The organism is Caldalkalibacillus mannanilyticus JCM 10596, assembly GCF_000615945.1.
GTDB lineage: Bacteria > Bacillota > Bacilli > Caldalkalibacillales > JCM-10596 > Bacillus_AT > Bacillus_AT mannanilyticus.
The window spans coordinates 107,931-131,543 of the sequence record NZ_BAMO01000007.1; the positions used below are offsets into that span (position 1 = coordinate 107,931).

Below are 23,613 nucleotides of genomic sequence, written 5' to 3' on the forward strand. Positions count from 1 at the left end.
TAACAAAAAAAGACAATGCTCGCCTGGGTTGTACCATAGGTAAGCATTGCCCTTCAAACATATTCTTTTTCTACTGTAAGAATAGTAAATATATTCTTTCATGTCAATCCTTTTTTCTATTCTCATCATTTTTCATCATAAATAATGAAGCGTTTCCTTCTTACTCTTCGATCGATAACAAAATTTGAAATTTCCCTGCATTGGTTAGGATCGTTTCAAGGTGAATTCCTTTAATCAGAGTCGGAAATGTATCTGCATCCTTTAAAACTGTGGGAGGAGTAATATCGATTTGGGTTCCTGTTTGAAAAACAATCGTAGAAAGGTTTCCTGCAATCATATTCCCCAATTCTCCAGCAAAAGAATAGAGCATCTCGCCTTCAAGCGGCATTCCGAACATGGTATTGCCGATCGCACTAAAGGTTTGAGTTGGGCCTTGAAACAATATTTTCCCGCTCATTTCTCCTGTAATTCCTATTGCCACTCCCATTTCAGAAAAAGTCTTTCCTTGAATCAATTTAGGGGCTTGTAATTCAATCGCTAAGGGAATGACGAGCTTTATCGATTGAACAGTAGCATTTAGAGTTCGAGTCATTTTTTCGTTGATAGACATTCCTGTTCTCACCCATCTCTTATTTTCTAATACTCGTACAAGTCCTCTTATTACTCTTTATCGGTTATTCCATTCGAAATTTTCAGTAAAAATAAAAAAAAGAGAGATTTCAAGAATCCCTCTTTTTTCCTCTTTGCACTCTAGAGTACACAATCGTTCTTGTTATGCGCTGTGCATTGCCTCGCGCTTCTTTTTCACATCAGCATCCTCTAGGTACTCGTCATATTCCATTCTCTTATCAATAATGCCATTTGGCGTGATTTCAATAATACGATTGGCAATGGTTTGGACAAATTGATGGTCATGAGAAACAAATAGAATGGTACCCTTGAAATCGATCATTCCATTGTTTAATGCCGTAATCGATTCTAGATCTAGATGGTTTGTGGGCTCGTCTAGAATCAGAACATTAGCGCCACTAAGCATCATCTTAGACAGCATACAACGAACCTTTTCTCCCCCAGATAGAACACTTGCCTTCTTCAGGGCTTCCTCACCAGAGAAGAGCATACGTCCTAAAAATCCACGAACAAAAGTTTCGTCTTGATCCTTCGAATACTGACGCAACCAATCCACAAGCGTTAGGTCCACATTGAAATAGGAGGAATTGTCTTTCGGGAAATAGGCTTGTGAAGTCGTAATCCCCCAAGAATACGTGCCTTGATCAGCTTCTATTTCTCCCATTAAAATTCTGAACAAGGTCGTCTTGGCTAATTCATTGGTACCTACGAAAGCAATTTTATCCCCTGTATTAATCGTTAAGTTCAGATTATCTAGAACCTTTTCGCCATCGATCGTTTTGCTTAATCCCTCAATGGTCAGCATTTGTGTTCCAGCTTCTCTCTCTGGCTTAAAGTTGATATACGGGTATTTTCGAGAAGACGGTTTAATATCCTCTAGCGTTAGTTTTTCCAACTGCTTCTTACGAGAAGTGGCCTGCTTCGCTTTGGAGGCATTCGAGCTGAATCGAGCAATAAATTTCTCCAATTCTTTGCGTTTCTCATCCACTTTCTTATTCTGATCTCTAGAGAGCTGTAGCGCCAATTGACTGGACTCATACCAGAAATCATAGTTCCCCACATACAGCTGTATTTTCCCAAAGTCAATATCAGCAATATGGGTACAAACCTTATTCAAGAAATAACGATCATGGGATACCACAATAACCGTGTGCTCATAATTTAGAATAAAATTCTCCAACCAACGAATCGACTCAATATCCAGGTGATTGGTAGGCTCATCTAGTAACAGAATATCCGGGCTACCGAACAAAGCTTGAGCTAAAAGAACACGAACTTTTTCTGGTCCGCTTAAATCCTTCATCATCTTATCATGAAGGTCTTTCATAATCCCAAGACCCGTAAGTAATTCAGCTGCATCAGACTCGGCTTGCCAGCCATTTATTTCCGCAAATTCTCCCTCTAGCTCAGAAGCACGAATTCCATCCTCTTCTGAAAAATCAGCCTTCATATAGAGCGCGTCCTTCTCCTCCATAATTTCAAAAAGACGAGCATGCCCCATCATCACTGTTTTCAATACTTCACACTCATCGTACTCATTATGGTTCTGCTTTAAGACCGCTAGTCTTGCTCCAGGAGTAATAATCACCTCGCCCTTGTTCGGCTCGATTTCTCCAGAGAGAATCTTCAAAAAGGTTGATTTCCCTGCACCATTGGCCCCTATAAGACCATAACAATTTCCAGGAGTAAACTTAATCGTCACATCTTCAAATAAAGCTCTTTTTCCATATCGTAAAGTAACACCACTAGTACTAATCATTTTTGTTTTGTTCCCTGCCTTTGCTTAAGGTAATATCTCTTAACCTACTAATAACCTATTATAGCATAGTTTAGCGTTCAGAATCCCTATGAAGTGAAATTGCTTTTCCAATATCCTTAATTGAAGCTGATTTTCCATACAGTAATACACCGCCTCGGTATACTTTACTAGCCAACCAGCCCATGGCCATAATTGTAGCCACAAGCAGGAAAATCGAGAGGAGAACCTCCCAAAGCGCTGGATCAGAAACTCCCACACGCAGAAACATAATCATAGGGGTGAAAAATGGGATGAACGAAGTTACAACAATAAAGGAAGCCTCTGGTTTAGATAAGCCGAACATGGCAATCATGAACCCCGCTACAATTACTAAAGTGAGCGGTGTCAGGATTCCATTCATCTCCTCCATTCGACTCACGAGAGAACCAAGCATCGCCGCAATCGTTGCGTACAATAAATATCCAAGAATAAAAAAGATTACCGCATAAATCACTGTAGAAACAGGAATCTCTGCAAAATCAACCTTCATCTCTCCAAGCTCCACACTTTTATCTCCAAACTGCAAGGAAATGAACCCAACAGCTATAAAAATAAGCATTTGAACCATTCCTAATAGAGCCACTCCTAAAATCTTCCCAAACATCTGTGTCACAGGATGGACGCTTGAAATAAGAATCTCCATCACTCTGGAGCTCTTTTCCTTAATCACTTCCAGTGCAACTAGATTTCCGAACATGAGTACAGAAAAATAGATCGCGAACAGCAATAGATAAACCAAGACCTTGGATTGAACAATTTCTTCCTCTGTTTTAGCCGTTTCGCTCAAGGCTTCTTTTTCCAGCTTAATGGTTTGAAATAATTGTAACGCTTCTTCCTCTGTTAAATGAAGCTGAGAAGCTTTCCCTTGAAACTGAACATGATTTAGGCCTTGCTCTAATCTTGAAGCTAACAAGCTATCATTTACTTTCAGTGCTTTGTACGTGGCATCCAGATTTCCTTCCGCATCGCTGTTAACCACTACATAGCCGACGATCTCCTGTTCCTCGACTTGTTTCTTCGCTTGCTCCTCATCCTGAAAGGCCAAGAGTTGCAGCTCGTTCTTCGAAGGAGAGGAAGAGCTAAGAAGATACGCTTCTAAGGCCCTGAATATCTCTCCGTTCTGATCGATCACTCCCACATATTCAATCTTTTCCTGATCAAAAAAGCGGATCATATTAGGAATATTAAAAACCACTCCGACCAGCAAGGCTGTCGCAATTGTGGATATAATGAATGATTTCGTTTTGGCATTCGTGATAAACGTATGAAACAAAACAACCCAAAATTTATTCATACATACTCCCCACCTTTTCAATAAAAATATCATTTAGTGAAGGCTCCTCTAAGGAAAAATGGGAAACAAAGCCTTGGGCTGCTGCATAGTTGAGTATCCCTTGTGAAGCTTGGTCATCCGTGACTTGCACGCGATAGCCTTGAGCCATCTTTTTAACCTTAGTTACACCACTCATCTTGCTTAGATCACCTAATTCTGCTTCCGTATGGATTAAAATATTTTTTTTACCAAAGGAACGCTTAATCTCTTTTAAATTTCCATGGACGACAGGATTTCCTTTATGCAGGATGCATAGGTTCTGACATAATTCCTCCACATGCTCCATTCGATGGCTAGAAAAGACCAGAGTGGTTCCCTTTTTACATAGATCATTGACCGCTTCCTTGAGCAGCTCCACATTGACTGGGTCTAGACCACTGAAGGGCTCATCCAAGAATAGCAATTCTGGCTGATGAATGACAGAAGAGATAAACTGTATCTTTTGTTGGTTTCCTTTGGACAGCTCTTCCACCTTTTTATTTTTATAATCTGGAACGCGAAAACGCTCTAGCCACCCCTCCATCTCCTGTAAAACACTCTGCTTCTTCATTCCTCTCAGGCGTCCAAAATACAATAACTGTTCCTTCACAGTAAGCTTAGGATATAACCCTCTTTCTTCAGGTAAGTACCCTACCTTTCCGCTTGTGGAATAATCGATTTGCTCTCCCTTCCATGTAATCTTTCCTGCCGTAGGAGAAATTAAGCCTAACACCATACGTATCGTTGTGGTTTTTCCAGCTCCATTCGCTCCTAGCAAGCCAAAAATCTCTCCTTGAGGAATATGTAACTGCAAATCGTTCACCGCTACTGTTTCTCCGTACAACTTGCTCACACTCTCAATTAGCAGGCTCAACATGACTCACCCTTTCCGTTTTTCATTGACTACATATACGTGCTGCCATCACCTATGGTTTCATCCCTTCCATGTTTTTTTAGGTTATACAAGAAAAAACCAATTTATCTCAAAGGACAAATTGGTTATATCGATCTATTTGGTTATATCGATCCTATGTTGAAGCTCTCTATAGTATTATGGTAAATCAATAAGCATCCACAAAGCCTCAGTAGAAGCAGAAATGTCTAGCTCTGTATGCTCTGTAATCCTTGCCGCATCTCTTCGCTGTAAGGAATGCTCCCCATTAAGCATAAGTTCCCCTTCGATGACAAAAATATAGATACTTCTACCTCTTCTTGGGTAAAACGGATACTCTGCATCTTTTCTAGCCGGGAAAGGTATAGTGTTAGATCCTGGTGAATATGGGCAACCTGTTCTGAAGACTGCTGTGATACAACAGGAAGCAATTGATTGACTAATTTCTCCTGATCAAAGGTAGTATGCTGATAAGAAGGCTCCAAACCTTTTATTGCTGGCAAGAACCACAGCTGTAGCAAATGCGTTTCTTGGTCCGGTAAAGGATTAAATTCTGAATGGTAAATGCCTGTACCGGCACTCATCCGCTGAATCTGACCAAAGGAAGTTGTAGCCACATTGCCCATACTATCCTTATGCTCTAACTCCCCCTTCAGCACAATGGAAACAATCTCCATTTCTTGATGAGGATGCATGCCAAAGCCTTTACCCCCAGCAATGATATCATCATTAAAAACTCTTAACGCACTAAAATGCATATTGTTTCGATCAAAATATTCGGCAAAAGAAAAACTAAAATGACTCTTCAGCCAGCCGTGATCCTCAGCATGTCTTGATGCTGCTGGATAGATTTGAATCATGACAATCATCCCTTTCTACTTTATCATTATTCCTAAATACAAAAAAGTTATTTACTTATTATTATTTAGTTACTATGTTATAATAATATAAATTAAACTTACGAATGTCAAGTAACTATGGTATGATAACAATACAGAGGTGAAAAACAATGGATTATTCAAAAATGTGTCCTAAATACGAATGTGCAATTGAACTTTTAGGAAAAAAATGGACAGGGTTGATTGTCCGTGTTTTATTAGATGGTCCAAAACGATTTAAAGCACTAAAAGAGCAGATTCCCGAAATAAGCGATCGTATTCTAACGGAGAGAATAAGGGAATTAGAAACACTTGGTATTTTAATTAGACATGTCTATCCTGAAACACCTGTACGAATTGAATATGAGCTTACGGAAAAAGGGAAGGAATTAAAGCAGGTTATTGACTCGATTCAGCATTGGTCCGAAAAGTGGATTGAGTGCAAAAATAAGTAAATAGGAAACAACAACGAATAGTCATGAAGTCGAACTATCATGAAATAGATAAAGGCCAAACCGATCTAAATGAAGGTTTGGCCTGCTTAGTTATAAATAATATCTTGATAAAAAGAGTAATGATTTTTCCCTCTTCTTTTGGTCATATACAAGGCGTGATCCGCATGCTTCAATAACGTTTCTATATCATAGCCATCCTCTGGAAAGCAAGCAATGCCAATGCTAAAGGAGGGGGTAATGAGCGTTTCTTTGATACGAATCGTTTCCTTCGACAAGCTAATCACTCGATCAGCCAAAGCAATAATTTCCTCTTTTTTCTCTGTATTCCTTACTATCATGGAGAACTCATCTCCTCCAATACGGGCCACAGTGTCATGCTCCCTTACCATTCCCTGCAACAGCTTGGCCACCTTCTGCAAAAACTCATCTCCTACATCGTGACCCCAGCGATCATTGATGTTCTTAAAATCATCCCCATCCAGATAAAGTACGGCGCCACCCAGATGCCCTCTTTTCGCTTCCTCCACGACCTTCTGTAATTGTTCTAGGAAAAAACGACGATTTGGGATTCCAGTAAGATCATCTATATACACAAGCTTCTCTAGTCTTTCCTCATACTCTCTGCTATCCGTAACATCTCTTGTGATCGCTAAAATGTGAGTACAGATACCGTTTTCATTAATCACGGGCGTTATGTTCGACTGACCATAATACCTATTTTTATTCGGAGCGACAAAAACATCTTCAAAAGTGTAGGTTTCTTTGGTATGCAGTACTTTTTGATAGATATCCACTAGCATACTGGCTACAGAAGCAGGCAACACCTGATCAAATGTCTTTCCTAGTGCTTGATCGGTTAAACCCGTGTACTTTTTGGCGGCATGATTCAAAAAAGCATAAGTAAAAGAACCTTGTTCAACCTTCATCAAAAAAACAAGATCAGATATTCCATCTAATATTGATAAGTGTAACTCATTGCTCATATCCTTCACCCTACAGACCTATATTTTTTGTAAGATATTATAACTTTACTTCTACTTAAACTAGGTTAAACGACCTACTAATTAAGATATTCTCGGCTGTCGCTATTCTCCTGCTTCTATGTTACTCTTAATTAAAGAATATATGTTGAATATTATACACGACTAAGGAGACGATTAAAATGAGTCAAAAAACATCTTCTTATTTATCTAGTAACGGAACAGACATTTTTTATAGAAAGTGGGAAACATCAGAAAAGGCAAGAGGAATCGTACAAATCGCTCATGGAATGGCCGAGCACTCGGAACGCTATGATGACTTTGCCCAAACCCTAACACAAGCAGGGTTTCACGTCTATGCCAATGATCATAGAGGACATGGCTTGACAGCTAAAGAAACTAAAAATCTCGGTTTCTTTGCCGAGCAGAATGGGTGGGAACTTGTCGTTGACGATCTTTTCGAATTAACCAAGTTAAGCAAGGCAGAGCATCCGAATCTACCTCTGTTCCTTCTAGGACATAGTATGGGCTCTTATTTGAGTCGACGCTATATTCAAAAATATGGGGATGAGCTTCAGGGAGTCATCCTGTCTGGAACGGGCAGCCCACCCAAAATAATGACCTCTATTGGACGAATGATTGCTATAGCTGAAGGGAAAGTAAAAGGAAAACGTACAAGAAGCCACCTGATGGATAAGCTTTCATTCGGGCAATTCAATCAAAAATTTGCACCTACAAGAACCAGCTTCGATTGGTTAACAAGGGATATTAAGCAGGTGGATCAGTTTATCAAAGATCCTTACTGTGGAGAAGTTTCTACTGCGGGGTTCTTTGCCGACTTATTAGGAGGAATAGGATTGCTTGATCATCCTGAACACCTTCGGATGATTCCGAAAGATCTGCCTATTTATTTATTTTCTGGTGATCAAGACCCTGTTGGCGGATTTACAAAAGGGGTTCTTAAAGCATACCATACGTATAAAAAATGCGGGATCACAGACCTTGAATATAAATTTTATGTAGATGGACGTCATGAGATGTTTAATGAAACAAACAAAGATGAGGTTTATCAAGATGTCCTTACTTGGATGGAAGCAAGACTCTAAGTGTCTTTTTTGATTTGAGTCAGATCCCATCTTGATTTTGAATGATGGCTTAAATTTACTTTTTTTCGAATATACAAGTACAATCCCATGGATAAATAGCCAATTATGATCCCTTCCATCACCATTTTTTTGTAGAGCTCCATTGTACTTCGGTATTGTTCTTTTTCATAGTAACTTTGAGTGATAAGATATTCTTCTCCCTGAATGAGATAGAGGCTTTGTGCTCCACTATAGATCCCTGTAGAGAGAGCAACCACGACTAAAATAGCCAAAAAAACTTCAATCCAGCCATTCCGAATATAGCCTTGATCAATGATAAAATCTTTAATACCTATTGCAGCTGCCAAAATCGTTAGGCTCACACCTAATATCGTTAGAAAAAAAGCAATGGTCACAAGACTTACCCCCTGTTATTTTTGGCTACTAATAAAATACTATTCGACACCAACCATTTATTCCCTCTTTTTTTCTATATTCTTTCATAAATTCTTTTTTTAACAAAAGTCCGCTATCTTAAGGAAAGTATGTTTTCCTCCCAGCGATAGCGGACTTTAATATGTTATTGCTCCTTACTAGGTGTTGAACAACAAGCTTCTGCTTCCCCTTCTTTTACACTTACGCAGCAGTTTTCTAGATTTTCATGCTGAACCTCTATCTTCACTTCACAACACTCGTTATTCTTTTGACCGAAAATCAATTTATCATACTCATGGATACCCCTCGTTTCATGATTTTATTACTTTCACACAAGATAGAACAGAAATCCCGATACAGTGGACATCAAGATTACTGAAGCAACAAATGCCACCATTAATTTCTTTTTGAAAATACTATTAAGCAACGTTAATTCTGGTAAGCTAGCACCTGCTGAACTAATCATGAGAGCCATAACAGGTCCCAAAGCCATCCCTTTGGCGATCATGATTTGTGAAATAGGAATCATCGTAGAAAGTCGAATATACAGTGGTATGCCCACTATTGCAGCGATTGGCACTAACCACCATTCCTCTCCACCTAAATAATGTGTGATCCACTCTGTTGGAACAGCCCCTTGGATGATCGACCCTATTGCTGCTCCAATGATTAAAAATGGATAGACCTGTCTCATAAGTGACATCGACTCTGCTATTGTAGTCTGAAGACTAAACTTTTCTCTTCTTCTTTGCATCCCCCCTTTCAGGATTACTTTTTTCACTTGCTCTTGAAATCCAAGTTTTTCGAGCGTAAACCCAATGATGATGGACAATAAAGTGGTGATGATCGTATAAGCTACCGCTACTTTCCAGCCTAAAAGGGCTGTCATCAGTGTAATAATCGTGAGATCAAGTACTGGTGAAGCAAACAAAAAAATCATCACAATGCCAAAGCGAACCTTGTTATTCAGCATGTGAACCACCACAGGAATCGTCGAACAAGAACAAAATGGAGTCACAAAGGCAAAAAACACAGCTAAGAAAGCACTGAAAAAGGGGTGATTTCTGCCCATCCACATCTCCATTTTTTCATAGGGAATAAATCCTTGAATCAAGCTTATGAAAAAAGAAATCACGATAAATAATAAAGTTAGCTCAAGAGCTATGACGAAAAAGCTTTTTAAAACATCTAACCACATCTAGCACTTCTCCTTTTTATTTGCAAATTGCAAGTATTAGAGGTGAGAAAAAGTAAGGAATGATCCCTACTCTATCAACCAAAGGGTTTACAGCATACTGAAGATTTTGCCATCGCTTCATTTAATAAGGTTATAGAACGAATCACCGTATCTCGTTCGAATTCATTCATATGAGAAAATACTTCTTCTAGATATTGATTCATTTCAGCATCAATACATGTAGCGACATACTTTCCCTGAGTTGTTAGAGATAAAAGGTAGACTCTGCGATCCTCGGCATGTGTCGTTTTTCTTACCAAATCCATCTTAATTAAATTTTGTATCTGCCGACTAAATGTCGTGATATCAATTCCTAATCTTTCTGCAACCTGCTGCATGGAGGGTTTTTCTAATTGATCAATTTCGTATAGGATATGACTATGTACTAAGGAAATGTCCATTCCGCCCACCGAGCAGCAGTTTTTATCCAGCATCCCAAATCTTCTCGCTAGGGTTTGAAACAGGACTCGAGTATTTTCCATCTGTGTTCACCTCATACCTATGTTATATCATAATAATTTGCAAAATGCAAATATGTTTTTAATCTGTTGCTTTTTTTTATTCTGGTTTCTTGTAGATACTCCCTTTGGATCTTCTCTCATATCTCCCAAGCTTTAGTTTTAGATCCTCCATCTTAATAGTATATAAATTACAAGGAATCCCTGTTGAACTTAGTACCTGCTGTGTAGATCTTGAGAATTTAGAATACAACTGATTATTATATCTATGATTATAAATAGCCTTAAATCTTACTTCTGTAATATGACTTGCTTCAAAAATATCTAAAAAAGCTCGACATCCTGTAACAAAATCTAACGATCTTCGATAATCCGGCAATAACAAGGTATAGACAATAAAAGCAATAGATGGGTCTAAATAATGATCATCCGGGTCTCCAAATGTGAAACCTACCATTCCAATTACTTTTTCTTGTCTCAAGGCACAATAGACCTTTCCATGCAGATAGGTTAGATTCAGGGCATCCTCCATAGCGTTTGCATCTAAAGTCCCTTGAAAATCATCTAGAAAAAGCAAAAAGAAATCTAATGTTGCTTCAAAATCTTTGTTTTCATCACATTCGATAAACTTCATTTCTACACCTCCAAATAGTTCATAATACTTATATATTTAGACATAAATCGTCAAAACCCTCCAATTTTTGCAACGATTAGACATATTTTATTTCGTTTCTCTATGACTTTAATTAAAACAAAAAAATCCCTTTGAACCAATGGATTCAAAGGGATTTTTATTCCTCTTATTCACTAACTAAACGATATTTTTTTCCATCAATCGACAAAGTATAGTTAGAAGGTCCACTTATCGGTAAATAATAGACTAGGTCAAAATCCTCAGAGGTTCCTGCAGGTATAGACTTCCAGCTAGATAATGTGACCCTAATCCGGTGAAAGTCTCCTGTCAACCCACCTATATTAGAACCACTATGACCAATCGAGATCACTTCAACCTGGTCACCACTCCAGCTTCCAAAGAGCGGGGAAGTAGAAGTTGGAACATCAAACTCAATGACCGAGCCTCCTGTGATGGTTTGTTCACTATTGTTGGTCACCCTCATCTTAGGATTGATCGGATAATTCTGATCTCCTAGCGGAAAGTCAATAAAATCAATGGTTACATCGATGGCCTCAGTTGGTAAAGGAGTAGGACTGCGCCTTGTATCATAAGGGGTTGTATCTACAAATTTATTATACAGCGTTCTAGTTAACGAATATCCAATATAATATTCTCCCTGACCGTCATTACGCTCTGGATACCAATCATAATCTCCACTCATATCCCAGAACATGACACCGCCTATCCCTTTGTCAATGACCCAATCTGCCTTGATCTCCAACGATTGTTCATCTTCTGTAGAAAGAAATACTTTTTTCTGTTCATTCCATAGCCATGGAGCTACTAATGTTGGGTTAAAGTGACGTACATAAGTCCCTATAAAATCATTTGAACCAAGACCATACTTCTCTAAGTAAGAGCCCACGATTCCATTTTCTAGGTTTTTCGCATGCCACATCGGATTGGCTCCTGCCCCGATTTCATTTCCTTGTTCATCCTTATCGTGCCAAATGTTGTCGATCCCTACTGCCCCATCACCACAATCCGTTAAGCCAGTCGGACAATTCGTTCCTTTTGCTGTTCCCCAAAGACCATTTGTCCCGCCACTAACATTCTGCCAACCTCTCGTATAATAAGGAACTCCTACGTTAATACGACCCGCTTCCATCGCACCACGGAAGTAATGGTAGGCCCAATCTGTATTGAGATAGCCGATTCCTCCGAATTGTGGTGTTGTGTACACCCCCCACTTCTTGAGCTCCGCATCCTGACCATCATCATAGAGCGCAGCATTAGGACCCACGAATTCGTTCCAAGCACCATGCAAGTCATACGTCATAATATTAACAAAATCTAAGTATTTCAGAGGATTAAATGTTTCCATCCCTCTTAAGAGATAGCCTGATGAAGGTGCTGCAATGGTTAACAGATAATATTTATCATCTTCAACTGAAGCACGATCTAGCTTTTCGCGTAATGTTTTCATGAAGACATCAAAACTCTTATTAAGTCCTCTTAGACGAGGATTAGAGAATGACCAGTCTAGTGGATTTCCTGAATTGGCCATCGTCGTAGGATACTCATAGTCAATATCAATTCCATCTAAACCGTACTGACGAATAAATTCAACAACAGAGTCTGTGAATATTTCAATTCCTTGTTCATTCACCGATCCATCTGCATTGGTTGTCATGGTATAGAAGCCCCCATTGGCCACTCTTTCTCCATTCTCATTAAAATATCCACCTGTTTCAGCCCATCCTCCTACTGCGACCAAGAATTTAACGTCGGGATGTTCTTTCTTGTACTGATTCATCAGGTTGAAATGGCCTTGGAAGGGGAGAGACTGATCCATCTCCGCATCAGGATATTCTGGCCAAGTCATTCCAATGGCAGGATTGTTTGGATCATTTTCACTTCCCACCGAGATCTGATAATTTTCTCCAATGTGGGCAAAGGCATAATTAATATGAGTTAAGTATTGCCAAGGAATATCAGGAACTAAGTATCTTGGCTGATCATCCTTGCCGGTACGCCAACTGGCAAAATAACCGATAATTCGACGATCAAGATCATTCGCTAGCTTTTCACGACCATTGCTGTCATAGACGTCACAATAAGGGACATTGGTAACTCCTGACTTCCATAACCCCTTGGGGCGACATACCTCATGACCCTCTGGTTCTTCTGGATCAGGAGAGGTTCCGTCCTCTAAGAGTGTCGTCACTTTTATTTCCTGACTTGCATTGGAGCTATTGCCTGCTGCATCCTTTGCTTTGACGATAAAGCTATATTCTGTACTGGGAGCTAAGCCTGTTACGACGGCGGATGTACCTGTTGCTGTCGTTGCTAGCTCTCCATTTTTATACACTTCATACCCTGTGACTCCCACGTTATCTGTAGGGGCATCCCAAGCCAACCTAATGCTGTTGAATGTAATTTGACTAGCTCTTACATTTTGAGGAGCAGAGGGAGGGGTTTGATCCCCTTCCTCCTCAGAACACTCAGAATCGTACTCCCAGACTCCCCATTCTCCAGTAGTCCCAGGTTCATCCCCTTGAGTCCACCATTTTGCTCTCCATTTCTTTCCTTGATGGGACACTACTTGCCCACCAGTATAGACGCTACTTCTATTCCAAGCAGGGGCATCACAAGAGGCATTCAGGACATGAATCAGCTTTGCATCTGATTCGACTTGTTGGGCTCCCGTCTGTAGCTCACTGCTTAGATTAAGGGGTACTGGCTTTTTTTTTGATCTTCCATCCTTTCGCCAAACATAACTCCTGCTACTTTTTGGTTCACAGTAGGACAATCGGAAACAAGCTCCCATACACCCCACTCACCAGTGGTTCCCGGTTCTTCCCCTTGAGTCCACCACTTCGCTCTCCACTTTTGTCCTTGATGAGCTACCACCTGCCCACCTGTATAGACCGTACTTTTATTCCAAGCAGGGGCATCACATGCTGGAGGGTCTGTCGGATCTGGAGGATCTGTTGGGTCCGGGGGATCTGTTGGATCTGGAGGCTCTGGAGTCACTCCATCCAATAACTCATTGTGTACTTTCGTTAGTAATTTGTTATTGCGATCATTACTAAATTCCCAGAACATCGCCCCAGCCAATCCTTGATTCTCAATAAAGGCTGTCTTATAACCAATGGATTCTTCATCGTCGTAGGAAATAAATACGCCTGTAGATGCGTTAAATAGATAAGGAACCTTAGCTGTGTCGTTCCAAAAGCGAGTAAATCCATTTCTATTAATATAGTTGTTTTCTAAATCTGTAAAATCAAATACACCGTTTTCCCAGGTTCCTACATTAGCGGGACCACAATTTTGGTACTCCCCATTATTGCTTCGCTGACACGCGCTCCAGCCTCTACCATAGAAAGGAAGACCCATAACTAGCTTATTTGCTGGAACTCCAGCATCTAAGTGCCCCTGTACACCTGCTGCCACATTGAAGCTCTGTGCATTGGGTACTCCGGCTGCTCCTGCCGCTGAATCATAGAATAGAGGAGCATTATGCGCACTAATACTTTGCCACCCTCCATTGAAGTCATAGGTCATAATATTAATAAAATCGACCACTTCAGCGATTTTATCTAATTCATTATTTTGAACATACGTTGGACTAGCTCCTGAAGCAATGGTTAAGAGATAATGCTTGCCATCTTCTTGCCCTGCCACATCTAGCTTTTCACGAATTTTTTGTAATAATAATGTGTGGTTTTGTTTGTCCTCAGGACGAGTGCTGTTTCCTGGAAGTCCACCACTTACAGGATATTCCCAATCAATATCAATTCCATCAAATTGATATTTTCTTAAGAAATCGACGGCTGAGTTAGCAAATACCTCGCGAGTAGCTGCACTTGCCGCTACATCGGAGAAACGGTTCGACCACGCCCATCCTCCCACAGAAATCATGGTTTTCAGATGAGGATTCTGCTCCTTCAGCTTAATTAACTGATTGAGGTTCCCTCTTAGAGGCTGATCCCAGCGATCGCCCGGAAACGATTTCTGAGCATCTATCCAAGGGTCCCCTAGCACAATTGTCCCGTTTGGAACATTGATGGTACGCCCCTGTTCGTCCTGACAAGTCCATGTTTGAGGGTTAGGACCTGTTGGATCTGGATTTCCATGCCTACCATTCCAACAAATATTGGCAAAGGCATAATTGATATGAGTCACTTTTGTTGCGTCAATATCTGTCACATTGTAGTTGCGACCATATGCCGCCCACGAAGGATAGTAACCAATAATCTTGTAATCATTTGATGTTGAGAGTTTCGTAGAAGAATCTTCACTAGCAACTGCTGCTACCCCCTGTGTTGGTAAATAGGGTAGAACCATAGACAATACGAGCAAGAAGCATATAGAACTGATCGATACACTTCTCTTGGCTAAACGAATCTTTTTGCTCATCTTTCCATTTCTCCTCCTTAAACATCTTCTATTTTATTGAAAAACAACTAGATACCATGGATCTCTAGCAGTCTTTCAAATTGAAAACAAAAAGTAAATCGGTTCGTTTCACTTAGGTAGTCTATCATTTGTAAGCGATTGCAAAACTAATCAAACAAATACGGGATGAATCATTCTTGGAAAAGGTATTCTTAGAAGAAGGGCTAGGAGGAAGCCTCTTGAGGTGAAAATCATAGAAGTAAAGTTATATATATGACATGATGTTATGATGTCTATACCAATTTTAGGGGAGTTAGGTTTGAGCGTCAAGATCTACATTCATTTTTCACTAAAAACCATACTTTGGAATCATTTTTAGAATCTTCAGATAGTTATAAGGTTTTATTTTTTTCGAATGAGATGTCACACTCTCATCTCCTTAATCGTCTTATGTGTAAAATAAGAAAGATGGGGTGTTGTTGATGAAACAATTCGATGTTGCTGTCGTTGGTGGCGGCTTAGCTGGATTAACTGCCGCTCTTATTCTAGCACAAAAAGGCAAGTCTGTTTTACTGATCGAAAAGTCCAAGAAGATGGGAGGAAGAGCCCGAACCATCGAGCGTGAAGGTGGATGGCTTAATTTAGGTCCTCATGCTCTCTATCGAGGAGGAAGAGCATTTCACATTCTGCAAGAGCTGGGTATCAGCCTTCAAGGAGAAAGCCCTGCGATCAGCGGAATAGGAGTGATGAATGACCATCCTTACCCGCTCCCCTTCGATGGGTCATCCTTTTTTTCTTCCAAGCTCCTTCCTTGGTCTCAAAAATATAAATTAGGAATTATCATGAGCAAACTAAATCAACTTAATCCTTCGACTGTAGAAGGACTCACCTTAAAAGAATGGATGGAGAATGAGATTCCGCAACGTCCGCTCCAAGACCTTTTCTATGCTCTCTTTCGCTTATCCACCTATGGGCATCAACCAGAGATCCAAAGCGCTTCCTCTGCCATCAAACAATTTCAAATCTCCACTCAAAAAGTCCTTTACCTTGATGGAGGATGGCAAACCCTTGTCGACCAATTGACGGAGAAAGCCGTACAAAATGGGGTTACTATTCTCCAAGATACAGTCACTGCCCTTCACCAGCACCATGGAAAAGTTGATTCTCTTCTACTCTCGTCTGGAGAATGCATTCACATTCAAGCCGCTGTACTCGCTATTGGACCTCAGGAAGTCTTCCAGCTTGTTGAAGGAGCGGAACGAACCATTCTACAGCAATGGAAGGATCAAGCCATTCCTCTTCGAGCAGCCTGCCTAGACCTCGTCTTGAAGAAGGTTCCTAATCCAGTCTGCTCTTTTGCCTTAGGTATAGATCAACCCTATTATTTTTCTAATCATTCGGCTGTAGTTAAATTAAGCTCAAATGGCTCTCAAGTGCTTCATCTCGCTCAATACCTAAGATCAGATCTATCCTATAATCCCAAAGAGGTAGAAGAAAATCTAGAACGCTTCTTAGAGCACTTACAGCCTGATTGGAAACAGCAGCTCGTTACCAAACGCTTCTTACCTAGCCTTACAGTAGCTCATGATATCATGCGCCCAGCAACGACAAGTGGATATAGTAGACCCACTCCTAAGGTACCTGATATCATGGGATTATATGTTGCAGGGGATTGGGTCGGTTCAGAGGGAATGCTCGTCGATGCTGCCTTGGCAAGTGCCAAGCAAGCTTCGACAGCCATTATCTCCGATTGGGATTCTTTGCTTAAGGGAGTGAAAATGATTGCTGGAGATGGAGAAGCTTTACGAAGAATATAGACCTTTATTGTTCTCCCTAGCTTATCAGATGCTGGGGAGCGTCATGGATGCTGAAGACATTGTGCACGATACCTTTTTATCTCTGGACAACAAGAAGGGTGAAGAGATTCAACATATCAAGGCATATCTATGTAGAATGGTCACCAATCGTTGCTTAGATTACTTAAAATCTGCCCGCAAAAAAAGAGAACTCTATATCGGTCCTTGGCTACCTGAACCACTCCTGACAGAAGCTATGGAAGAACCGTTACAAAAATACTTACAAAAGGATCGTATTTCCATTGCGTTTTTGCTTTTACTTGAAAAACTATCTCCACCAGAGCGCTGTATAGTCGTACTGCGTGACAGCTTTAGCTACACCTTCGATGAAATTTCTGCCATAGTAGATAAAACAACCGCCAATTGCCGGCAAATTTATCGCCGAGCCAAGGCGAAGATCCACTCTGAAGGAGCAGGAAATTTTTCAGATGAATTAGAAGAAAGCATGCTAAGAAAAAAGGGAGAGAATCAGGTTGATTCCTCTCTTCTCGAACAACTGGTATTAGCCATTCTCCAAGGAGAGCCAGAAAAACTATCCCAGTTGCTTGCAGAGGATGTCGTTGCCTATTCTGATGGTGGAGGAAAGGTCAAAGCCGCCCTTCAGCCGATCTATGGAGCTGACAGAGTTTCACGCTTTTTATTGGGAATTTCTAGCAAAAGAACTCCCGATATTACCTTTCGTCCTACGACCATCAATGGGTCCCCCGGACTGGTTTTCTATGTCAAGGAATCTCTATGGAGTATGGTTGCCATTGAAATGAAGAGGGAACGTATTCAAGCGATTTACCTCCTGATGAATCCGGATAAGCTATCTCTCCTCTCGCTTAGTGAACAACAAGCCAAGCTCACATAAAAATCGATCACTCGCTGTCTTCAATTTTTATATGGGGACAGTATTTTTTTAAAATGGAAATAAACTCATCTCTATTTTTGGGAGAAATATAGATGAAATCAAAGCGATTATAATAAATCTCAATTTTTCTTAAGGACAAAGCTGGACCAGAGTACAGAGAAGTCATTTTCTTTACCTTCGTAATGCTTTCTAGCAAGATTTTCTTTTTAAACGGTCCATAATGGATAATCAAATGAGGAGCTTCAATCACATAATAGGTTTTCACCCACATCCAAAGCAAGAAACAAGGCAGTGCAACTGTGCTTAATAGAAGAGCAATCGCCCCCCAAACTTGACCCTCAAGCTGGAACAACGCTATTATTCCTACTCCTATCGTACCTAACATGGTAAACCATACAAAAACGGCTAGCCAGATATCCACTCGTGAAGGAAAACGCATCCCATTCACCTCCTTTACACTATTCTTGGAAGGATTCTGTTCTTATTATTCCTGTTCTCTAGTTCTACGATTTAAAATAAGCATCGTTTCACTCAAAAATGAAACGATGCTTACTCTACTTTTATCCTATTTCTATCTTCTTTCCTATTCTTGGTACATAAAGCCCTAGCACAATGGAACGAGCCAAGCTAAACAGAATAAAGGCAGCCCATAATCCGTGGTTTCCATACCAAGGAATCAACAACCAGCTCGCTGTAAGATAAACAAGCAGTGAGATAATCAGAGAATCACGAATCGGTCCCGCTTCGGTCGCTCCAGAGAAAATTCCATTCAGTTGAAGACCCCAGAATACCACAAGAGGGAACAGACAGAGCCACAATTGATAATCGAGAGCCATATGATGAACCTCTGGAATGGAAGTAAACAGGGAAACAATAAACTCACCTAACCAAAAGAAGGATACACTAATCAGAACAGAAACGATGAATCCCCAATAAGCCGAAAGCTTAATAACTCTCTGATACAAGGCTCGATTCTTTTCGCCTATGGATCGTCCGATTAAGATACTGCTGCCATTGGCCATTCCATCAAATAAGTAAGCCATCATAAACTGAATTTGAAGCAGAATAGCATTCGCCGCAAGCATGGTTTCGCCCATTCTAGCTCCTTGTGCTGTAAATAAGCCAAAGACGCTTAGAAGGCAAATCGTGCGAATAAATAAATCTCGATTCATTTTGATCATCTGGATTAGAGGAGCTTTTTCAACCACTTTCGCCCAGCTTACAAGCTTTAGATTAAGAGAAGCACTTCGATAAATAATAAGGAACCCTAGCATGACCGCCGTCACTTCAGCGATCAAACTGGCTAACCCCACTCCTTTTACACCCATATGTAAGACTAAAACAAAGAGAACATCCAGCAAAATATTTAATACATTCATCCTATTTGCAAGAACAATGCCTGACGTACCTTCGACAATCCTAGTAACCAGCCTAAAATCGCATAGTTCATCAGAGCAAAAGGGGCTCCCCAAATTCGGATATCAAAATAGATTCCTGCTTGCTTCTCGACCGCAGGAGAGGAATCCATTAACCAGAGCGCCATTTCACGAATGGGGTACTGACACACCACCATGATCACTCCAAATAAAATCGAAAACAAAAGGGGACGGACAAAATGGAGCATGATCTGCTCCGTCTGATTTGCCCCATAAGCCTGTGCTGTAAACCCCGAGGTGCTCATGCGCAGGAAGCCTAGTAACCAGTACAGTGTATTAAAAATAAGGGAACCAATAGCGACCCCTCCTATAAATGCAGGGTCAGGTAGATGACCAACAACAGCAGTATCTACAGCCCCTAAAAGAGGGGTGGACACCGCTGAAATAGTTAATGGAATACTTAATGCTAGATATTGCTTATGTGTATAAGGCATCTGCTTATGCTGTAGAGGCAGATGATTGGAACGTAACGCAGGTTTCACTTTACATACTCCTTACTAGACGCTCTGTATATTCATGCCTTCCCTTGAGAAGCATCTCTTGCACAGGAAAGAAGTCAACAATGCTCCCTTCTTTCATCACTGCAACCCGTTGACTCATAAAACGAACCGCAGACAAATCATGTGAAATAAAGAGATACGAGAGCCCTATTTCTTCTTGCAGATCCTTTAGTAAATTTAAGATCTGTGCTTGAACTGAAACATCTAAGCTTGCTGTTGGTTCATCACAGACGAGTAACTCAGGTCCCAAGCTAATCCCCCGTGCAATAGCCACTCGCTGTTTTTGTCCCCCACTGAGCTCATGAGGATAGCGATCTAAGAGATCAGAGGAAAGTCCCACCATATTCATTAAGGTTTCAGCACAGGCTCTTCTGTCTTGGCGTCTTTCTTCCAAAAAAGGAGGGCACACCTCGGAAAAATTATCTAAGGGCTCCATAATCGAAGACAAGATTCGTAACCGCGGGTTGAGTGAAGCTGTCGGATCTTGAAAAACCGCTTGGATTTTCTTTCGAATGTTTCGCAAGGCTTGACCTCTAAGCTGCTGGATTGAGGTTCCCTGAAAATAAATCTGCCCCGCATCCCCCTTTTCTAAGAGCAGGAGGAGTTTGGCGACAGAGCTTTTTCCACTTCCGCTCTCACCCACTAAACCAAGGCACTCCCCTCGGGCAATGGCAAAAGAAATGTCCTGTACTGCCTGAACCTGTCCATACTGCTTAGATAACCCCTTCACTTCTAGCAGGGGATTTTTTCGCCCATGGTATTCGGATTCGTACTCTACTACTCTATTAGCCATAGACAACCTCCTTCTTAGACGCTCGCTGTGCTTCCTGCTCTAGAGATTCGGTCAGTAAATGACACGACACCACATGCTGACTGTTTAGTTGGCTTGCTGGAGCGATCGTTCCTTCGCACGCTTCAACACGCATGGGGCAGCGAAGAGCAAAAGGACAGCCTTGCTGGGCGACAAGACCTGGTTCTCCGGGAATGGTCGTCAGACGATCAGGCAGTTGATCCCGTGTAGGCTTGGCTTGCAGAAGGTACTGAGTATATGGATGCTGACTATTCTGAGCAATATCTGCTGTCGAGCCCTGCTCTACAATTCTCCCTCCATACATCACGGCAATATGCTGAGCACGGTTTAGAAGAATATTTAAATCATGGGTAATAAACAGGATTCCACACCCTGTGTTATCTTGCAAGCGAAGAAGCTGATCCATAATGCGCTCACCGACAACAACATCAAGTGCCGTCGTCGGTTCATCAGCAATCAGTAGAGCAGGCTTGAGCATCAGTGCTAAGGCAATCGCTACTCGTTGTCGTTGCCCTCCACTTAATTGAAAAGGATAGCTGTTGTAAATACGCTGGGCTGGCAGATCCACTTGATTCAAAGCGTCCAAAACAAGCTCCTTGGCTTCTTTTTTTCTGAGGCGTTCATGTGCTTGCAAGGTTTCTATCATCTGACTGCCAATCTTCAAGAAAGGAGTTAAGCTTCCTGTATAATCTTGAAAAATATAAGAGATTTGTCGACCGCGCAGCTTGCGCATCTCTTTCTCCGAACGCTGCAACAAATTCTCACCTTGAAACAGAATCTGACCACCAGTTACATTCATACTGTCGGGCAGAAGTCTAGCCACAGAAGTCGCTGTTAGGCTTTTTCCACTTCCGCTTTCACCGACTAAGCCAACCCATTCTCCTCTCTTCACCTTCAAATTGATCTCTTGCAGAAGGGGCTTCGCCAAAGCACCTTTCTTCTTGGGCCTATGCTCTATACTAACATGGTCAAGGTGCAAAACAACATCCTTCTCCTTACTTAGGTCCTTCAACTCAACCCCTCCTTTGGTTCACATTTAATTACGTCCGTTTAATATCCAGCACTTCTCGTAAGCCATCTCCAATTAAATTACAGCTTAAAACAACAAGCATGATCGCCACCCCAGGATAGATCATTAATTCGGGAATGGTTTGAAAATACGGTCTTGCATCATTTAACATCGCTCCCCATTCAGGTGTGGGCGCTTGGGCTCCTAGGCCTAAGTAAGAGAGGGATGATATAAGCAGGATAATCTTCCCCATATCTAGAGTTGCCAGCACCAAAACAGGCGAAATAATCTGTGGAAATAGATGCTTCATAATCACCGTAAGAGTTGAACTGCCACTGACACGTGCGGATAGAATATATTCTTTCTCCTTTTCAGATAAGACGATGCTTCTCACCATTCTGGCATAGCTGATCCACTTCACAAGAACAATCGCAATCACAATATTCGTCATGCTCGGTCCAAGAAATCCCGTAATGGCAATAGCTAATATAAATTCAGGAAAAGCAATGAAGCCGTCTACCAAGCGCATCAGAACGGAGTCAAATCTTCCACCAATATAACCGGATAGTAGACCAATCGGAACCCCAATAAGCATAATACTTACAAGCACGATCGAGGTAATACCCAAGGTAATTTGAGCCCCTTCGATCAAACGAGAAAAGATGCACCTGCCTAAATGATCGGTCCCTAAAGGATATTGTAGGCTTGGTTCTAATAGCCGATCTGACATATTTACAGTAACCGGATCATTCCAGACAACATAAGGTCCAAGCACCGTACAAAGTATAATCATGCCCAGTAGAATGATACCGATCAACAGCATAGGATCTCGGCTTATCTTGGCTACCACTGTCCAAATCTGCTGGTTCTTTCGTTCTGTATTCCTTTCGAGTTCGATCCCCATTCTCATCTAGACTCCTCTCCCCCCAGACGGATTCGCGGGTCCAAGAAACGGTAAGATAAATCCACCACGAGATTGACAATCACAACCAAAGCCCCCGTAAACAAAATATAGCCCTGAATGACCGGGTAATCCCTCCTAAGAATCGCTTCCACCACCATTTTTCCTAAGCCTGGCCAAGAAAACAGATTCTCTACGACCACCGATCCTCCTAATAAAGCACCAAAGCTCATCCCAAACATCGTCATGACGGGGAGAAGTGCCGCTCGCAAAGAATGCCTGAACAAAATACTGACCTCTCCCAGACCTCTTGCCCTCGCCGCTCGAATATACTCCTGCGTAAAGCTTTCAAGCAATCCAGCTCTAAGCAGACGCGCATAGACAGCCGACATCCCAAGTCCCAATGTGAGCGAGGGAAGAATGAGGTGCTGAACGCTTCCGCTGCCGAAGGAGGGAAGCAGATCAAGCTTATAAGAAAACCAGTAGATCAGCAATAATCCCAACCAAAAAGTAGGAACAGAAGCCCCAAGAAAAGCAATAATTCTGCTTACATGATCTATCAAGCGTTGATGATAAATAGCTGCCAATGTGCCCAGAATAAAGGATAGGAAGAGCATGACAGCTAATCCGCCTAAGGTCAGATATAGGGTGGGCAGAAATCGGGAGCCAATTTCTTTAATAACCGGTTTTTGACTAATATATGAATGACCTAAATCGAGTTGGATCAGCCGAAACAGCCACTGCCCATATTGAATAAGCAAAGGTTGGTCAAAGCCTAATTCTGCACGTAAAGCCTCCTCCTCCGTCACTGTCACCGCCACTTCATCGGTTTTTAAAATGGTTCGGACTGGGTCCCCCGGAGCAAGCTTCATGAGGATGAAAGTAGCAAGGGAGAGAATGAATAAGACGATCATTAATTGCCATAAACGAGATAGAATCATTTTCTTCATAGCAAGCCTTCCATCCTTTCAATATCATAAATAATAATAATAATAATAATAATAACAATAATCATAATCATAATCATTACGATTTATATATTATGACAAGTTATGTATATTGATAAAGCG

At 41.2% G+C, this 23,613-nt stretch carries 22 protein-coding genes and 1 pseudogene; 4 read left to right on the forward strand and 19 right to left on the reverse strand.

Annotated features, from left to right (window positions below; genetic code table 11):
- Positions 1-160 precede the first annotated feature (160 nt).
- The 5 genes and pseudogenes from JCM10596_RS06240 to JCM10596_RS24205 all read right to left on the reverse strand — a co-directional run bounded on the left by JCM10596_RS06240 (position 161) and on the right by JCM10596_RS24205 (position 5,492).
- Positions 161-610: a chemotaxis protein CheX gene (locus JCM10596_RS06240; protein ID WP_025026370.1), complete on the reverse strand. Its 450-nt coding sequence runs from the start codon at positions 608-610 to the stop codon at positions 161-163.
- A 162-nt stretch (positions 611-772) separates the two neighbouring features.
- Positions 773-2,389 (reverse strand): ABC-F family ATP-binding cassette domain-containing protein, encoded by a 1,617-nt coding sequence (locus JCM10596_RS06245; RefSeq protein ID WP_025026371.1) that lies wholly within the window; start codon positions 2,387-2,389, stop codon positions 773-775.
- Positions 2,390-2,459: 70 nt separating this feature from the next.
- On the reverse strand, positions 2,460-3,722 hold the full coding sequence (locus JCM10596_RS06250; protein WP_025026372.1) for an ABC transporter permease: 1,263 nt from the start codon (positions 3,720-3,722) through the stop codon (positions 2,460-2,462).
- The gene (locus JCM10596_RS06255) at positions 3,715-4,614 is read right to left on the reverse strand and encodes an ABC transporter ATP-binding protein (protein ID WP_025026373.1); all 900 of its coding nucleotides are present in this window, start codon (positions 4,612-4,614) and stop codon (positions 3,715-3,717) included. Before JCM10596_RS06255 ends, JCM10596_RS06250 begins: the two co-directional genes overlap by 8 nt.
- Positions 4,615-4,791: 177 nt before the next feature.
- Positions 4,792-5,492, reverse strand: a pseudogene (locus JCM10596_RS24205) (pirin family protein).
- 149 nt (positions 5,493-5,641) lie between these two features.
- Between JCM10596_RS24205 and JCM10596_RS06265 the strand changes: the two are divergent.
- A complete protein-coding gene (locus tag JCM10596_RS06265; RefSeq protein WP_025026374.1) occupies positions 5,642-5,965 on the forward strand; it encodes a winged helix-turn-helix transcriptional regulator in 324 nt (107 codons plus the stop codon).
- Positions 5,966-6,051: 86 nt separating this feature from the next.
- Here the strand turns inward: JCM10596_RS06265 and JCM10596_RS06270 are convergent, their stop codons facing one another.
- A complete protein-coding gene (locus tag JCM10596_RS06270; protein ID WP_034680643.1) occupies positions 6,052-6,948 on the reverse strand; it encodes a GGDEF domain-containing protein in 897 nt (298 codons plus the stop codon).
- Between the two features lie 179 nt (positions 6,949-7,127).
- Between JCM10596_RS06270 and JCM10596_RS06275 the strand changes: the two genes are divergently transcribed.
- Positions 7,128-8,051 (forward strand): alpha/beta hydrolase, encoded by a 924-nt coding sequence (locus tag JCM10596_RS06275; RefSeq protein ID WP_025026376.1) that lies wholly within the window; start codon positions 7,128-7,130, stop codon positions 8,049-8,051.
- On the opposite strand, the gene JCM10596_RS06280 is transcribed toward JCM10596_RS06275, so the two are convergent.
- The 6 genes from JCM10596_RS06280 to JCM10596_RS24215 form a co-directional block, all read right to left on the reverse strand.
- A complete protein-coding gene (locus JCM10596_RS06280; RefSeq protein ID WP_025026377.1) occupies positions 8,048-8,446 on the reverse strand; it encodes a hypothetical protein in 399 nt (132 codons plus the stop codon). The genes JCM10596_RS06275 and JCM10596_RS06280 overlap by 4 nt on opposite strands.
- A gap of 347 nt (positions 8,447-8,793) precedes the next feature.
- Positions 8,794-9,663 (reverse strand): permease, encoded by an 870-nt coding sequence (locus JCM10596_RS06285; protein ID WP_025026378.1) that lies wholly within the window; start codon positions 9,661-9,663, stop codon positions 8,794-8,796.
- A gap of 74 nt (positions 9,664-9,737) precedes the next feature.
- The gene (locus tag JCM10596_RS06290; protein WP_025026379.1) at positions 9,738-10,184 is read right to left on the reverse strand and encodes a MarR family winged helix-turn-helix transcriptional regulator; all 447 of its coding nucleotides are present in this window, start codon (positions 10,182-10,184) and stop codon (positions 9,738-9,740) included.
- A gap of 76 nt (positions 10,185-10,260) precedes the next feature.
- Positions 10,261-10,794 carry a hypothetical protein gene (locus tag JCM10596_RS06295; protein ID WP_025026380.1) on the reverse strand — a complete coding sequence of 178 codons (534 nt, stop codon included), beginning with the start codon at positions 10,792-10,794 and terminating at the stop codon, positions 10,261-10,263.
- A gap of 166 nt (positions 10,795-10,960) precedes the next feature.
- Complete coding sequence (locus tag JCM10596_RS24210) at positions 10,961-13,588, reverse strand: glycosyl hydrolase family 18 protein (RefSeq protein ID WP_234410422.1); 2,628 nt, start codon at positions 13,586-13,588, stop codon at positions 10,961-10,963.
- Entirely contained in the window at positions 13,501-15,198 is a 1,698-nt protein-coding gene (locus JCM10596_RS24215; RefSeq protein ID WP_025026381.1) for a glycosyl hydrolase family 18 protein, read from the reverse strand. The genes JCM10596_RS24210 and JCM10596_RS24215 overlap by 88 nt, the downstream gene beginning before the upstream one ends.
- Before the next feature lie 461 nt (positions 15,199-15,659).
- Here JCM10596_RS24215 and JCM10596_RS06310 point away from each other — a divergent pair, with 461 nt between their 5' ends.
- Complete coding sequence (locus JCM10596_RS06310) at positions 15,660-16,994, forward strand: phytoene desaturase family protein (RefSeq protein ID WP_025026382.1); 1,335 nt, start codon at positions 15,660-15,662, stop codon at positions 16,992-16,994.
- Positions 16,969-17,886, forward strand: a complete 918-nt coding sequence (locus JCM10596_RS06315) for an RNA polymerase sigma-70 factor (protein ID WP_034680688.1) — start codon at positions 16,969-16,971, stop codon at positions 17,884-17,886. Before JCM10596_RS06310 ends, JCM10596_RS06315 begins: the two co-directional genes overlap by 26 nt.
- Before the next feature lie 7 nt (positions 17,887-17,893).
- Here the strand turns inward: JCM10596_RS06315 and JCM10596_RS06320 are convergent, their stop codons facing one another.
- From JCM10596_RS06320 to nikB, 7 genes are all read right to left on the reverse strand, one after another.
- Entirely contained in the window at positions 17,894-18,325 is a 432-nt protein-coding gene (locus JCM10596_RS06320; protein WP_025026384.1) for a PH domain-containing protein, read from the reverse strand.
- A 121-nt stretch (positions 18,326-18,446) separates the two neighbouring features.
- On the reverse strand, positions 18,447-19,199 hold the full coding sequence (locus tag JCM10596_RS30070) for an MATE family efflux transporter (RefSeq protein WP_234410423.1): 753 nt from the start codon (positions 19,197-19,199) through the stop codon (positions 18,447-18,449).
- Positions 19,200-19,261: 62 nt separating this feature from the next.
- Positions 19,262-19,804 (reverse strand): MATE family efflux transporter, encoded by a 543-nt coding sequence (locus JCM10596_RS30075; protein ID WP_234410424.1) that lies wholly within the window; start codon positions 19,802-19,804, stop codon positions 19,262-19,264.
- Between the two features lies 1 nt (position 19,805).
- A complete protein-coding gene (locus tag JCM10596_RS06330; protein WP_025026385.1) occupies positions 19,806-20,615 on the reverse strand; it encodes an ABC transporter ATP-binding protein in 810 nt (269 codons plus the stop codon).
- Positions 20,608-21,645 carry an ABC transporter ATP-binding protein gene (locus JCM10596_RS06335; RefSeq protein WP_025026386.1) on the reverse strand — a complete coding sequence of 346 codons (1,038 nt, stop codon included), beginning with the start codon at positions 21,643-21,645 and terminating at the stop codon, positions 20,608-20,610. The genes JCM10596_RS06330 and JCM10596_RS06335 overlap by 8 nt, the downstream gene beginning before the upstream one ends.
- A 28-nt stretch (positions 21,646-21,673) precedes the next feature.
- Entirely contained in the window at positions 21,674-22,546 is an 873-nt protein-coding gene (nikC, locus tag JCM10596_RS06340) for a nickel transporter permease (RefSeq protein ID WP_051541198.1), read from the reverse strand.
- Between the two features lie 2 nt (positions 22,547-22,548).
- The gene (gene nikB, locus JCM10596_RS06345; RefSeq protein ID WP_025026388.1) at positions 22,549-23,493 is read right to left on the reverse strand and encodes a nickel ABC transporter permease; all 945 of its coding nucleotides are present in this window, start codon (positions 23,491-23,493) and stop codon (positions 22,549-22,551) included.
- Positions 23,494-23,613: the final 120 nt, after the last annotated feature.

Coding starts and splice junctions, on each gene's coding strand:
- nikB (WP_025026388.1), bottom strand. CDS start 23,493: ATGAAGAAAATGATTCTATCTCGTTTATGGCAATTAATGATCGTCTTA.
- JCM10596_RS06265 (WP_025026374.1), top strand. CDS start 5,642: ATGGATTATTCAAAAATGTGTCCTAAATACGAATGTGCAATTGAACTT.
- JCM10596_RS06315 (WP_034680688.1), top strand. CDS start 16,969: ATGGAGAAGCTTTACGAAGAATATAGACCTTTATTGTTCTCCCTAGCT.
- JCM10596_RS06285 (WP_025026378.1), bottom strand. CDS start 9,663: ATGTGGTTAGATGTTTTAAAAAGCTTTTTCGTCATAGCTCTTGAGCTA.
- JCM10596_RS06320 (WP_025026384.1), bottom strand. CDS start 18,325: ATGCGTTTTCCTTCACGAGTGGATATCTGGCTAGCCGTTTTTGTATGG.
- JCM10596_RS06295 (WP_025026380.1), bottom strand. CDS start 10,794: ATGAAGTTTATCGAATGTGATGAAAACAAAGATTTTGAAGCAACATTA.
- JCM10596_RS06240 (WP_025026370.1), bottom strand. CDS start 610: ATGTCTATCAACGAAAAAATGACTCGAACTCTAAATGCTACTGTTCAA.
- nikC (WP_051541198.1), bottom strand. CDS start 22,546: ATGGGGATCGAACTCGAAAGGAATACAGAACGAAAGAACCAGCAGATT.
- JCM10596_RS06310 (WP_025026382.1), top strand. CDS start 15,660: ATGAAACAATTCGATGTTGCTGTCGTTGGTGGCGGCTTAGCTGGATTA.
- JCM10596_RS06330 (WP_025026385.1), bottom strand. CDS start 20,615: ATGGCTAATAGAGTAGTAGAGTACGAATCCGAATACCATGGGCGAAAA.
- JCM10596_RS06275 (WP_025026376.1), top strand. CDS start 7,128: ATGAGTCAAAAAACATCTTCTTATTTATCTAGTAACGGAACAGACATT.
- JCM10596_RS24215 (WP_025026381.1), bottom strand. CDS start 15,198: ATGAGCAAAAAGATTCGTTTAGCCAAGAGAAGTGTATCGATCAGTTCT.
- JCM10596_RS06245 (WP_025026371.1), bottom strand. CDS start 2,389: ATGATTAGTACTAGTGGTGTTACTTTACGATATGGAAAAAGAGCTTTA.
- JCM10596_RS06290 (WP_025026379.1), bottom strand. CDS start 10,184: ATGGAAAATACTCGAGTCCTGTTTCAAACCCTAGCGAGAAGATTTGGG.
- JCM10596_RS06250 (WP_025026372.1), bottom strand. CDS start 3,722: ATGAATAAATTTTGGGTTGTTTTGTTTCATACGTTTATCACGAATGCC.
- JCM10596_RS06270 (WP_034680643.1), bottom strand. CDS start 6,948: ATGAGCAATGAGTTACACTTATCAATATTAGATGGAATATCTGATCTT.